Genomic DNA, 13772 nt, shown 5'->3' on the forward strand with positions numbered 1-13772 from the left:
CTCATTACGTCTTTAAGTGTGTACTTGTCGAGCACAGAAAGGAACGCCTGCAAGGCTTCTCCGAACATGGGCTTAAGCCCACAAACCGGAGTAATTTTGCAGGCATTTTTGGAGGTGAAACATTCAACGACACTAAGATCGTGTTCAGTTTCGCGCACCAACACACCCACATTGATATCTTCCGTCGCCATGCGAAGCTTCAGGCCACCCTTCTTGCCTCGAACAGTTTCGATATAACCTTTTATATTGAGCTGGTGCACCACCTTCATTAAGTGGTTTTTGGAAATATCGTAACTGTCGGCAATTTCCTGAATCGTTGCCAGGCGATCACCCTGTACCGCCAGATACATCAGTACTCGCAGCGAGTAGTCGGTGTAGCGGGTAATGTGCATTCAAAACTCCGGTTATTCAGTAAAAGCAGTCAATACGAAGGCCGGGTAAGCAAGTAAATTGCCACGCACGCCATAACAATACCCGAGATGGCCAACACCATCACACTGGCTCCCATAACAAATACCAGCCCCCAGCTAAGTGTCATCATGCTGCACGCCAGAACCTTTGCCTTTAACGGGATTACCCGGTTTCGGCGCCAACTCCTGATGGCAGGCCCGAACGAGGGGTGCTCTTCAAGCCATAGGGCAAAAGCAGGCGAGCCCTTGCTGGCAAAAAACGCTGCTAACAACACAAACGGCGTGGTAGGCAATAACGGTAACACCACACCAATTGCTGCAAGACCTATGGATATATACGCAAGAATTTTGAAACCGGTTTTCCCGGGTTGCGCAGCCATAGCAGGCACCTCAACACTATTCATTCTTTCATCCATTCTACCGCTAATCAGTGAACAGGTCTTCCGAGACGGCTCAAAAACACCAGCCGGGCAACATAAGAAATCTTTATACCAACTGCAAACAGCAGGGTGCCAACATGGGCAAGCACCTGAATCATCATAGGGAAACGCCCTGCGAGAGGGTAAGCCATCATAATGGTGACAATCAGCCCGAATAAAGACCAAACCATAGCGCTATTAGCACGAAACAGCAGTTTTTCCATTTTACCCTCCGGCAGAAACGTCTTTGGACTTATGCGCCCATCCAATAACATGTATTTTATAGTCATGTTAAGGTCAAAAATCAATCTATTTCTACTGAACTTTATAAGTTTTCGAAAAAACGGATGCTTTCAAGAAAACGGCGCGGCTTACCTCGCGAGGGGTATCGGATTTACAGGTTGATTCTGCGATACTGGATCTATGATCATTCCGTTAACGCGCATTCAGCAGTTACAGGAAAAAACCAATGTCTCAGAACAAGCTGACAGACCGTTTTGGCAGAACCGTCAACTATGTGCGCCTGTCGGTTACTGACCGCTGTGATTTCCGCTGCGTTTATTGCATGGCAGAGGAGATGACCTTCCTGCCCCGCCAGCAGGTTCTTACACTTGAGGAAATCGCCCGCGTGGCCAGAACCTTTGTGTCCTTGGGCACGGAGAAAATCCGCCTCACGGGTGGCGAGCCGCTGGTTCGCAAAGACATTCTGGAGTTGGTTCGAGAGATAGGCACCTATGGTCTGCGGGATTTTGCCATGACCACCAATGGCAGCCAGCTACCCACAATGGCAGAGCCGCTGCGCAAGGCCGGCTTGAAGCGATTGAATATCAGCCTGGATTCTCTGGACCCGGAAAAGTTCGCGAGCATTACCCGTACCGGCAAACTGTCCCGGGTACTAGAAGGTATAGACGCGGCCCGGGAGGCCGAGTTTAAGGGCATAAAGCTGAATACCGTGGTGATGAAAGGTGGGAACGATCATGAGATTCCCGATCTGATCGAGTTTGCCCGCAGGAAAAACGTCGATATCACCTTCATTGAAGAAATGCCTCTGGGTGAAATTTCCGAGCACGATCGTGGGCAAGCCCTGTGCACCAGTGATGAGGTGCGCGACATTGTCCGCCAGCACCACGATCTGATTCCCACGCCGGAAGACTCAGGCGGCCCGGCGCGTTACTACCGGATGCCTGACAGCCCCATTAAAGTGGGCTTTATTTCGCCCCACTCCCACAACTTCTGCTCCACCTGCAACCGGGTGCGAGTCACTGTTGAGGCAGATTACTGCTTTGCTTAGGCAACGAGCACTCTGTAGACCTGCGCCGGGTTCTGCGTGGCCACCCGGTAACCGACGACAAACTCCGACAAACCATCATTGATTCCATGGACCTGAAGCCCGAGCGCCATCATTTCTCCACCAATGGCGACGTCCAGATTCTGCGCTTCATGAATATGACCGGGGGTTAGTGGCCCACGCTCCGGATTAAGCCTCCCCGGCAATTCTCCAACCTTTGACGGCCGTCATTGCAATGGTTTGATTAATCGTTAAGCATTAAGCTCTTAAACCTACAAACAATAAGAATGAGCTGATAACGAGTCATGCAAACCTATAAAACTGAAGTCGTTGTGATTGGTGCAGGCCTTGCTGGAATTGCAACGGCACTGGAACTACTCGACCTCAATGTGCCGGTGGTACTGCTCGATGGCGCGCCTGACGGAAAGCCGGGAGGCCAGGCCAATGAAGCCTTCGGCGGCATGTTGTTGAATGGTACCGCCGAACAGGCACGCAACAAGATCAAGGACTCCCCGGAATTACTCCTTGCCGACTGGCACAATGCGGCGTGTTTTACTGACGATGATCACTGGCCAAAGCGCTGGGCCGAACTCTATGCACAACAGAATCGGCCCATGATCTACGACTGGCTGAAGCAGCGAGGCATTCGTTTTTTTCCATCGGTGCAGTGGGTTGAGCGCGGCCTTTACGGCAACGGTAACAGCGTGCCCCGCTACCATATCGCCTGGGGCTGTGGGCGGGGCGTAGTACAAACTCTGTTGCAACAACTGGAATCCCACCAGAACCGAAAAATCCTTACGTTTCTCAGCGGCCACCGCGTTAACACGCTGACCCTGAGTGATGGAAAGATCATCGGTTGTCAGGGCGTTATCAGTAACGAGCATGCCAGCGGCGGTATCGATAGCAACGCCTTCTCTGTATCGGCCACTCGCACGGTGGTCTGTACCGGCGGCATCAACGGCAACCTGGAAAAAGTGCGCGAACACTGGGATCCCTGTTACGGCCCGGCGCCGACCAATCTGCTCAGCGGCTCCAGCCCGGATTCAGACGGCGCCATGCACGACGAAGTTACCAAAGTGGGCGGCCAGGTAGTTAACCTCAACCAAATGTGGAACTACGCTGCGGGCGTTCGCCACCCTGAACCCGCCTTCCCGAATCACGGTTTGAGCCTTATACCTCCGCGTTCGGCACTCTGGATGGATCGCCATGGCCGGCGAATTGGCCCTATGCCGCTGATTACCGGCTTCGACACCCACGATCTTTGCAAGCAGGTAGGCAACTTGCCTGGGCAGATTTCCTGGCAGGTTATGAACTACAACATTGCCGTGCGGGAACTGGCCGTGTCGGGCACAGATACCAACCCGGACTTCCGTGACGGCAAGCTGCTTCGGGTAGTTTGGAACACCCTGCGCGGCGGCGACCCCGCACTTATGGACTGGCTCATAGAGCAGTGCCCGGATGTGGTCAGCGCAAGCACCCCCGAAGAGCTAGCCACAAAGATGAACCAGGCCGCCGGCGGCCATGACGTTCATACCGAAGACATGATTCGCGATATACGTGCCTACGACAGCAACATAGCCAGAGGCAAAAAGCTGCAAAACGACGACCAGATACGCCGGCTACGGCAACTTCGGAATTGGCTGCCAGACCGTTTTCGCACCTGTAATCTGCAACCCATACTCGACCCATACGCAGGACCGCTGATTGCCGTTCGCGAACAACTCATCAGCCGGAAAAGTATGGGGGGCATGCAAACAGACACCCACTCCCGTGTTCTCGACCTGGCCGGGGAGGCCATCCCCGGGCTTTACGCCGCAGGCGAGGCTACCGGGTTTGGCGGCGGTGGGATCTCCGGGATAAGATCCCTGGAAGGCACGTTTCTGTCCAACTGTATTCTCAACGGCCGGCGGGCCGCTCAAAGCATCGCCGACCGACTGTAAAGCTGCTGCACAATAATCAGCCGCACAGAAACCATCACTCTTTATTCACAATAATAACTCTCAGGACATATCCATGAAAAAAACCGGCGCCACTCTCGTTCGCCACGCATTGGAGCAACTCGGCATACGCCGCACGTTTGGCATTCCGGGCGTACACACCACCGAAATCTACGACGAGCTGAACCGCTCTGAAAGCATTGAGCCGACGCTGGTTACCCATGAGTGTGGCGGTGCATTCATGGCCGACGCAGTCAGCCGCACAGGTGCCGAACTGGGCACCATGCTGATTGTGCCGGCAGCGGGCGTTACCCATGCGGCCAGTGGGATCGGAGAAGCCGGCATTGACGGCATACCCATGCTAATCATTTCTGGCGGGATTCATTCGGAATCGGGGCACCGATACCAACTTCATGAAATGGATCAGCATAGCCTGCTCAAACCGATCACCAAGAAAACCTGGCGCATTGCCGGCCACCGGGAAATCATTCCAACGCTCTACGAAGCCTATGACATCGCAATGGGCGGCGAGCCAGGGCCAGTCTTTATCGAAATCCCGGTTAATATCAGCAACTTTCTGGGCGACGTGGATGACATGCCTCTTTACCAGGCACCGCCCGCGGCAAAACAGCCAGAACAGGCTTTGGTTGATGCAGCAGCCGAGGCGCTGGTGCAGGCAAGCCAGCCAGGTATTTTTGCGGGCTGGGGCTCGGTTGATGCCCAGGCCGATCTGATCGAATTGGCGGAGCTACTGGACGCACCTGTTTCAACGACCTTGCAAGGGCTTAGCGCCTTTCCGGGCAACCATCCGCTGCACACCGGAATGGGCATGGGTAATTATGCTGTGCCAGCTGCAACCAACGCCTTTGCCAAAATAGACTGCTTGTTGGCAATCGGTACCCGATTCGCGGAAATCCCCACCGGCAGCTATGGCATCAACCCACCGGAAAGCCTGGTTCACCTGGACATCAACCCCAAGGTGTTCAACGCCAACTACCCGGCCAGTCATGCCATTGAGGGAGACGCGAGAGTCACCCTACCCGCGCTCCTGAAAGCCGTAAAGACCCTGAAACCCAGTGCATCCAACACCGGCATCCGCGAGCAGATTGCCACAGACAAAGCCGCCTACAAGAAGGAATGGCGCGACCACGACAGCAGCGACCGGGTAAACCCGGAGCTGTTTTTCAGCCATCTGCGCGAGCGCCTCGATGACGATGCGATTGTGGTCGCTGACGATGGCAACCATACGTTCCTGGTGGCCGAGCTAATGCCCATACTGGGCGCCCGAAACTACATGTCACCCAGCGATTTTAACGCCATGGGCTACTGTGTTCCCGGTGCCATCGGCGCCAAGCTGGCGAACCCCGAACGCCAGGTTGTGGGTATTGTGGGCGACGGTGCATTACTGATGACCGGCATGGAGCTGGTAACAGCTGCACGCATGCAAGCCGGGGTGATAATTTTTGTGTTTAACGACGGTGAGCTGTCGCAGATCGCCCAAGCGCAGGAGATTCCCTACAACCAGAAAACCTGCACAGTGCTTGGCACAGTGGACTATGAGGCCTTTGCCAAAGCCTTTGGTGTCGAGTTCGTGGCCCTTGCGGGTAACCAGGATATTTCCGAAAGCATTGAGATAGCCCTGCAAAAGGCGGCCGCTGGGCGGCCAGTTCTGGTGGACGTGCGCATTGATTATTCCAAATCAACACGGTTCACCAAAGGCGTGGTAAAGACCAACCTTGGCAGAATGGCAACCCGCGATAAGGTAAGAATTGTAGGACGGGCTCTTTGGCGGAAAGTCCGCCCTTAGCGCGGCTGGCCTCAGTGCATATCACCCTTGGGCATCGCCGTGTTCAGGTGCTCCAGGGTGATGCCGTCATGCTGCAAAACCTCACCGCCATACTCCATCATGAAATCTTGGGCGGCCGCCTCGGTGGAGAACGATGCCAATGTTTGGCCCATGGCACCTTTGCGTTCTGAGCCAACCACGTAGAATGCCTCGCGGGCGTCAATCAGGGCCGTGTCGTCTGGGCTGGCCCATTCGGTTTGGCTCATGTCGTGAACGTACAGCGTGTGCTTACGCATGACGTTCTCCGGCTGCAGTACCCAGGCGAACATGTCGCGGGTGGAGCAAAACTTGTGCACCGTTTGTTCTTTCTCTGTAATCACTTCGCCTTTAGGCCCGGCGAAACGGGTTATGGTCATGCCGCATACATGGCAATCATCGCCGGATTCTATATGCACCGGTGCCGGTTTTTCAGCGACTTTTTCGGACTCTCCGGAGCACCCGGCCAGGAATACCGTGAACATCAGCAATGCTGGCAGGAATTTTAAACGTACAGATTTCATGTGACTCTCCAGAATCGGGCCAGAATCAGGCCAAAATCAGATGCGACGGCGACGGAACAAAGCCCAAGCGCCTGTTAGAGGAATAACAAACCAAAGAACCAGTGCCAGCCAAAGCCCGCCAGGGCTCACAGGCAAGTCTGCACCCAGGCTTAGAACACCGCTGAGCTGTCCGCTATCGCTAAACGTAACTATATTCAGCAAACGGTATATGTCGGTGGGGTTGAGCAGCAGAAGCCAGGGCAGCAAGTCCGGGTTGAATTCGCCTTGGCTGGCAACCAATGTGCCCAGCAACACCAAATCGAAAATCAACACAAAAAAGAACCAGATCGCCAGGGCCAGGCCGGCAGCGACCGGCTTCTCCCCTACCCGCACACTAACCACATACGCCAGTGCAATAAAGCTCCAGCCAAGCAATGTGGTAGAAACAATAAAACGCAGCATGGCAACAGCCAGTGCACCCACGGCAACGTCTTCTACCAGGAGGGCAATCGCCACACCCGCCACGCCAAAGCCAAGCAGCGTAGCCAGGGCCAGTGTTAGCCCGTGGCCCAAAAACTTGCCGAACAGCAACTGCCCACGGCTTAGCGGGTAAGTCATTAACAGCAACAGCGTGCCGCCCTCTTCCTCGCCCACAATGGCGTCGTAGGCTAATAGCAGAGCAATAAGCGGGATCAGGAAAATACCCAGGCTGGCGAGGCTGGCAATCGTTGCCGGCGTAGATGCATAACCCACCTGCCCCGAGGCTGCCGCACCAAACCAGGCAATGCCCACCGCAAGCGTGGCAAACACCAACGCAATGGCAATCAGCCAACGGTTACGCAGACTGTCGTTCAATTCTTTACGGGCGATGGTCCAGACGCTGTTCATTGGTCACCTCCGCGATGAGCAAGGCCGCCAGAGCCATAAAGTGCACATAGACATCCTCCAGCGTGGGCACGTGAATGCTCAGATCACGCACTTCGCCAGAGGCCATCAGGCTTTAACCAGCTCCATTTTTTCTGCAGGCCGAACATCCACATGCAGCCGCCCGTTGTCGTGTCGCAGCATGAGCCCAGCTGAAGCCTTGGCATTATTAACAGCGGCCTCAAGCGCAGACACAGTGCTTTCAGGCTCAAGAGAAAGCGTGATCGGCATGTTTGCCTGCCGGCGTAAGGAGGTGAGATCTCCCACCGCTTTAAGAGCGCCGTCGGTCAGAATCGCAGCCCTGTCTATGTAAGGTTCAACGCCGGGAAGCACGTGGGAGCACAGAACAATACCCGTGCCGTCATCCCGCAGCTTGCGCAACAGCCGGTAAAGGTCAGCCGTGGCGACCGGGTCCAGCCCCACCGTGGCTCATCCAGCATCAGCAACCGGGGTTTTCCGAGCAGTGCTTGCGCAAGCCCAAGGCGCTGGCGCATGCCTTTGGAGTAGGTTTTAACCCGGGCATCCATGGCATCGTCTAACCCCACCTGGCCCAACAATTCCGGAACCTGGCGCAGGTTCGCACCTTTCAACCGGGCAAAGTGCGCAAGGATTTCACGGCCGGTAAGCTGCGGATAAAACATGACATTTTCAGGCAAATAGCCGATATTCTGGCTGACTTTAGGATCGCCTGCTTCACCCTCCAACACAGACACACGGCCCTGTGATGGGGTCATCAACCCCAGAATGAGCTTGATACTGGTGGTTTTGCCGGCGCCGTTATGGCCGAACAACCCGAGAATCTCTCCGGGCTCCAAGCGCAGGTCAATGCCATTCAATACCAGCGCCTTATCGTACCGGTAGCTCACATTCTCAAGACGAAAACAGCTCATCAGGACTCCGGTTGTAACAGGGTGGGCGGGCTCATCAAGGGGTGAGAATCACTAACACCTGCAGCTTTGACCACAGGGAACGCTTCCTGAACCCAGCGTAGTGTATCCACCGCCGGGCTGAACATCAGAATTTTTGCTTCCGGATAGGTCCACAACAGACGATCAACGTTATCGTTAGGCTCGTAGGCACATCACCTACGCCATCCTGGTTACGATCCCAACCCAGGTAATCACTCCAGAAATTGCCCTCGCCGCCCTTCGACCACTCCTGGGTACGCAGCGCCACATACTTTACCTGGCGTTGATTGTTAATAAACGCATTACTGAACACCTCATTGTCTTCCGAGCCTGCAGTCAGGTGAATACCCACACCGCTGTCCCGAAACACATTGTTTTCAAAGATGTTGTACAAAGAGTTATAGATAAACACAGCCTTACCTTCCGCGCCGGAAACCGACACCCCCGCCGTCTGCCCCTGAGAGACACCTGAAACCACATTGCCCCGCAGCACCGAGTGGGTAATGAAATTCATCAGAATGCCGTAATTCTCATCGTTCTCAGACCGGTTGTTAATCACCGTAAGCCGCTTACTCTGCATCAACGCATAACCGGTACGGGTCCTGCGCGTCACATTGCCTTCCAGCCGATTATCCATGGAATACATATAGTGAATGCCATACCGCAGATCCGTCATCGTATTATTGATGATCTCATTGCCGTTGGACGTCTCAATATAAATCGCATCCCGGGTCTCACGGATATCGTTCCCCTCAATCAACGCCCCCGTTGTATTGAACAAATGAATACCATTTCCCCGATCGTTCGGGCGCACCGTCGCATCACCGCGAATGGTGTTGTTCCGAACCGTCACATCCGGCGTGGCATCCAGCCAGACACCGAACGCTGTACCCTGCAAATTGTTGTTCTCAACCGTCGCATTAACCGACTCTCGGCTAATGAAAACTCCCGCATTCATCTCATTCAGATCCGTACCCCAGTTCCGAATACGGCACCCGGTGAGCGTTACACCCTCTGCGAGAATCTCCACCGCATTTCCCGCGCCCCCACCATCAATGAGCGTTTCCGGACCGCATGCAACAGTTACCCCCGGCACCCGAATGGCCAACGGCGAAAGGTTTTCAGAAGGAAGCTCAAAGATAGCGCCCGGCTGCAGATCATCCAGCTGCTGCTGAATGTCAGCCTGAGCGGTCAGCGATAGCAAAGCGACTGTCAGGGCCGCCCCTAAACGCAAAATGTGGTGCATCAAATCGGTTCTCAAACGAGCAGCTACTGCCAATGTTGAACAATACACGGGAAGAGCGACTCCCAAAACTGTGCGTAGCCATGGATGGCGGAGCCAAGCGTACACGGACGTATTCACAGCGTGTTTTGGGAGTCGCTCTTCCCGTGTATTGCTTCTCAAAAGTAAGAAGAACCGGAGCCCAATAAAGAGCTCCGGTTCTAACGCCTAAATCAGGCCTTCTCTACCAACATCCGACCCGTCATCTCCATGTGCAGAGCGTGACAGAACCAGTTGCAGTAATACCAGTTAACGCCCGGCTTATCCGCAATAAACGTAACCGAAGACGTCTGCTGTGGGCTAATTTCCATGCTCACACCGTGGTTTACCATAGAGAAGCCGTGAGTCACATCCTCAATGGTATCCAGGTTGGTCACATACACCGTCACCTCATCACCCTGCTTCACCGTGAACTCTGTTGTGCCAAACATAGGCGCAACAGACGTCATGTAAACGCGAACCTTTTTACCGTCGCGAATCACCTTGTTATCGGCTTCCAGAGTAATACCGTCCTTCTCTGCCTGCGCGCGGGCACTGGCAAAGTACGGGTCGTCACGAGTATAGACCTTCTTGGTCTTGATCTGATCACGGCGAACCATAATACAGTCGTGGGGCTCAGCAAACGCAGGGCCATCGTGAACCAGCTTCATCTCATCGCCGGAAATATCGATCAGTTGATCGTTCTCCGGATGCAGCGGGCCAACGGGCAGGAAGCGATCTTTCGAGAACTTGGAAAGCACAACCAGCCACTTGCCATCCGCATCACGAGATTCCGTTAGCGACGCATGGTTGTGGCCCGGCTGATAATGCACATCCAGCTTCTGGCGCAGGTAATTAACCTTTTCACCGTTGTAGTGCTTGATGGCATCGGCGATGTTCCACTTGGCTATCTGGCTGTCGATAAACAGCGTGGTATACGCGTTGCCACGACCATCGTAAGTAGTGTGCAGGGCCCAAGACCCAATTCTGGCTCGGCAACAACTACATCACGAAGCTCGATTTTGTCATCAAACACATCGTCCAGCTTATCAATCGCAATCACCGTACAAGTGGGCGACAGCTTGCCGGCGGCAATGAAGTACTTACCATCCGGTGAAGTGTTCACACCGTGCGGGTTCTTCGGTACAGGGATATAACGTGTAAGCCTGGATTTTCCACGGCCATCCACCACGGGAACCTTGGAGTCGCCCAGGGCTTTGAAGTCACCGTTTTTCACAGCTTCTTCAATGCGCTCAACGTTGAACACAACAACCCAGTCGCGGTCGTTACGCATGGTGCCGGCCAAGTCCGCTGCTTTCTCCGAGTTGTAACAGGTTGAGGCCGCGTACTTACCGGTGTAATCGGCGTCGGTGTTATCCAGATTACCGTCTACAATCACCTGCCAGGCAACTTCCATGGTTTCCGCATCCAGGGCGTTAAACATGGTGTAGCTATTCTCCATGGAGAAGTCGCTACCGTCGTTGGGGTGCGGAATCACGTATTCGGCATTACAGAAAACGTACTTGGTGTGCGGTACTTTTTGCAGACGCAAACCGTGAATGGCCTGCACGTTCGGAATGTGAGTGATCTTGTCACACTTCATGATATCCAAGCGGATACGCGCCACACGGGTGTTGGCTTTGTCGTTAATGAACAGGTATTTACCGTCATAACGGCCATCAGTCATGGAAATGTGCGGGTGGTGACAGTCGCCGTTCAAGAACTTGTTGTCATGACCGAGAACGTCTTTACTTTCGTTGGTAATGCCCCAGCCTGTGGCTGAATCAACGTTGAAGACCGGAATCCGCATCAGCTCACGCATAGACGGAATGCCAAGAACCCGTACTTCGCCCTGGTGGCCACCGCTCCAGAAACCGTAGTATTCGTCCAGCTCACCCGGGCCAACTTCGATCTTGTTTTTGGATTCCTTGGCTGCAGCTGCAAAAGACTCACGGGTCATTACAGCGCTACCCAGGCCTGCAGCACCAACCGCACCAGCCAGCGCAGTGGCGCCCAGAAAACGGCGACGGCTCAGGCCGCTTTCACCGGTCTCCGGCACGTCCTTTTTGAACTCATCTATTTTTTTCATTACATACAGCTCCGTTATTGGTAATCGCGGTTTCATGCTTTGGTTTTTGCTCTGCTAGGTCACCTGGACCACTGGAATTTCCTCCGGACGGCCAGGTGCGTTATGGCCACGACGTCTGCCCCTGCGCTTAACGATCAGCGGCGGGCATTTATTGTCGTCGAAATAGGTCACCTGACAATCCAGGCAGTAATGGCACTCTTGGTAGTTGATGGTGCCGTCTGGGTGAATGGCCTGAACCTCGCATTCTCTTTCGCATAGGCGGCAAGGGGTACCACATTCCTTGCGGCGCTTTAGCCAGTCGAACACTCGCAGCTTTGTGGGTATGGCCAGCGCCGCGCCCAGGGGGCACATGTAGCGGCAGAACACCTTGCGGGTGAACACGTTTACAGCCAGCAGCAGCACTGCATAGGTTACAAACGGCCAGCTACGATCAAAGTGCAGCGTGATAGCGGTTTTGAAGGGCTCAATTTCTGCCATTTTTTCTGCCGTCGCCAGAGAGTCCAGCGACACCCCGAACAGCACCAGAAGAATGATGTACTTAAGGGCCCACAAACGTTCGTGGATGGGCCAAGGCACTGTGTACTGAGGCACTTTGAGTTTGCGAGCAATCTCGTTGATCAGTTCCTGCAGCGCACCGAATGGGCACAACCACCCGCAGTACACTGCCCGGCCCCAAAGCAACACGATGCCGGCCACCACAGACCAGAGTACAAAGACGACCGGATCAATCAGGAAGGTTTCCCAGGAGAAACCACTGACCAAGCTGTGCACAAAAGCCAGAACGTTCACGATGGACAGCTGACCAAGTGCATACCAGCCGATAAAGAACAGTGTGTAGGTAAGAAACCCGTGGCGGATCCAGCGCGTAAGATTGGGTTTTTTAACCAGCCAGTCCTGGAAGAATAGAATGAGTAGCAGCACCCCTATGCCAATGCCCAGAACAATGATCTGGAACTGGCGCTGATACCAAACCTGCACCCACAGTGGCTGTTCCTCTAGCCATTCTTCCTCAGTCAGCACCGGTTCTGCGCGGGTGTAATACTGCTCTGGTAACTGATACTCCAAAGGAAACACCTGAAACTTACTGTCCAGAGGACCGGTTTGGCGCTTTACCGTAAGCTCCAGAGTCCAGGGCGCGCCCGGATCAAATTTGTGCTGCTGCCGGATAATGAAGATAGCCATTTCCTTAAAGTCCGGCATGCCCTCGGCGTACACATCGCTGAGCCGGTAAAAGTCGAGATCGCGGAAGTTAAAGGTATCTCCGTACTGGCGAATCTGAACCCGGTCAAAAATACCGCCACGCACATAGCCGGAGCCTTTAAAGGAATACTCACCGCTAGCCACAACGGCAATGGCCTGCTCACCGTCCTTCAGCTCAGACGTCAGCCATTCATATTGGCTTTCGCCAAGCAGGTTGCGGCCAATCGTCGGTACATAGAGATACGCGGCGTAAAGATCAATCAGCGGCTCATCTCGCTCATCGGGAGCGGCAGTTTCAATGCCTTCCGCTTCGGTGCCCTTGAAGGAATCATCTACCTGGCCTTTGGTAAGCAACATGCGGCGAATTGAGCCATCGCCAGTTAACTCATCCCAAGTGCGGGGCTGGAAACCGTCTTTAATAACGTCGGCGGTAGGCGGGCGTTTGGTGCCGCTGCCTTCCACCAACCCGAGTTCGACGCCCACACGGTGAGCGGTTCGCATAATAACTTCGTTAACCACCATCACGGTGACCGTGGCGCCGGAGAGGCCATCAACGGCAACCTTACGCTCGGTAGAGGTTCCGCCCACGGTTACACGCTGGTCTGCTTGCAGGCCGGCGTATTGGTCGGTAAAAGCGTGGAGTTTGCTCTCAGGGATGCCCACCAAAAGTATGGGCTCATCGTGATGAATTACTCTGGTAACACGGATGGCGCCTTCGGTGTCCAGCACCACCATGGCATTCAGTGGTTTGCCGGAATAGGCAGGGGTTTGTACGAAATCAAGGGACTGATAGGCATAACCTTTTAGCTCGTCGCCGGCGTACAGTTCTTGTATGGCGCGGTTCCCTTCCCGTGGTTCAAACCGGGTTACTTCGGGGAAGGCCTTTTGGATAACCTGACTCCCGGATGCCGGCTCATATTGGCTTAGCGGCTCAGCCTGAACCATAGGCACAGTTGCTAGCAGCAGGTAGAAAAACAAAGCACAGTGCGGAAAATTACGTTCAAAACAAGC

9 protein-coding genes and 4 pseudogenes are annotated in these 13772 nt (G+C 54.4%); 3 read left to right on the plus strand and 10 right to left on the minus strand.

Annotation, left to right across the window (positions count from 1 at the left end; all coding sequences use genetic code 11):
* The 3 genes from BCA33_RS05900 to BCA33_RS05910 form a co-directional block, all read right to left on the minus strand.
* A partial coding sequence (locus BCA33_RS05900; RefSeq protein WP_071264183.1) for an Rrf2 family transcriptional regulator occupies nt 1-392 on the minus strand: 392 nt, incomplete at its 3' end.
* A gap of 29 nt (nt 393-421) precedes the next feature.
* Nucleotides 422-814: a YbaN family protein gene (locus BCA33_RS05905; RefSeq protein ID WP_254774219.1), complete on the minus strand. Its 393-nt coding sequence runs from the start codon at nt 812-814 to the stop codon at nt 422-424.
* Nucleotides 815-837: 23 nt separating this feature from the next.
* Entirely contained in the window at nt 838-1053 is a 216-nt protein-coding gene (locus BCA33_RS05910) for a hypothetical protein (protein WP_071264185.1), read from the minus strand.
* 245 nt (nt 1054-1298) lie between these two features.
* Between BCA33_RS05910 and moaA the strand changes: the two are divergent.
* The 3 genes and pseudogenes from moaA to BCA33_RS05925 all read left to right on the plus strand — a co-directional run bounded on the left by moaA (nt 1299) and on the right by BCA33_RS05925 (nt 5861).
* Nucleotides 1299-2290: pseudogene (moaA, locus tag BCA33_RS05915) on the plus strand (GTP 3',8-cyclase MoaA).
* A gap of 132 nt (nt 2291-2422) precedes the next feature.
* Entirely contained in the window at nt 2423-4057 is a 1635-nt protein-coding gene (locus BCA33_RS05920) for an FAD-binding dehydrogenase (protein WP_071264187.1), read from the plus strand.
* A 73-nt stretch (nt 4058-4130) separates the two neighbouring features.
* Entirely contained in the window at nt 4131-5861 is a 1731-nt protein-coding gene (locus BCA33_RS05925; RefSeq protein ID WP_071264189.1) for a thiamine pyrophosphate-binding protein, read from the plus strand.
* 11 nt (nt 5862-5872) lie between these two features.
* Here the strand turns inward: BCA33_RS05925 and BCA33_RS05930 are convergent, their stop codons facing one another.
* From BCA33_RS05930 to nosR, 7 genes and pseudogenes are all read right to left on the minus strand, one after another.
* Nucleotides 5873-6400, minus strand: coding sequence for a nitrous oxide reductase accessory protein NosL (locus tag BCA33_RS05930; protein WP_071264191.1), 528 nt, complete (start codon nt 6398-6400; stop codon nt 5873-5875).
* Between the two features lie 36 nt (nt 6401-6436).
* Nucleotides 6437-7267 carry an ABC transporter permease gene (locus BCA33_RS05935; RefSeq protein WP_071264193.1) on the minus strand — a complete coding sequence of 277 codons (831 nt, stop codon included), beginning with the start codon at nt 7265-7267 and terminating at the stop codon, nt 6437-6439.
* Entirely contained in the window at nt 7239-7373 is a 135-nt protein-coding gene (locus BCA33_RS22540; protein WP_302848216.1) for a hypothetical protein, read from the minus strand. The genes BCA33_RS05935 and BCA33_RS22540 overlap by 29 nt, the downstream gene beginning before the upstream one ends.
* A 146-nt stretch (nt 7374-7519) precedes the next feature.
* Nucleotides 7520-8193: pseudogene (locus BCA33_RS05940) on the minus strand (ABC transporter ATP-binding protein); the annotation flags it as partial.
* Nucleotides 8193-9457 (minus strand): annotated as a pseudogene (locus BCA33_RS05945) (nitrous oxide reductase family maturation protein NosD). The pseudogenes BCA33_RS05945 and BCA33_RS05940, both read right to left, overlap by 1 nt.
* A gap of 209 nt (nt 9458-9666) precedes the next feature.
* A pseudogene (gene nosZ, locus BCA33_RS05950) lies at nt 9667-11561 on the minus strand (TAT-dependent nitrous-oxide reductase).
* Between the two features lie 54 nt (nt 11562-11615).
* Nucleotides 11616-13706: a transcriptional regulator NosR gene (gene nosR, locus BCA33_RS05955; RefSeq protein WP_083394651.1), complete on the minus strand. Its 2091-nt coding sequence runs from the start codon at nt 13704-13706 to the stop codon at nt 11616-11618.
* Nucleotides 13707-13772 lie beyond the last annotated feature (66 nt).

This window comes from Marinobacter sp. AC-23 (assembly GCF_001858325.1).
Classification (GTDB): Bacteria; Pseudomonadota; Gammaproteobacteria; order Pseudomonadales; family Oleiphilaceae; genus Marinobacter.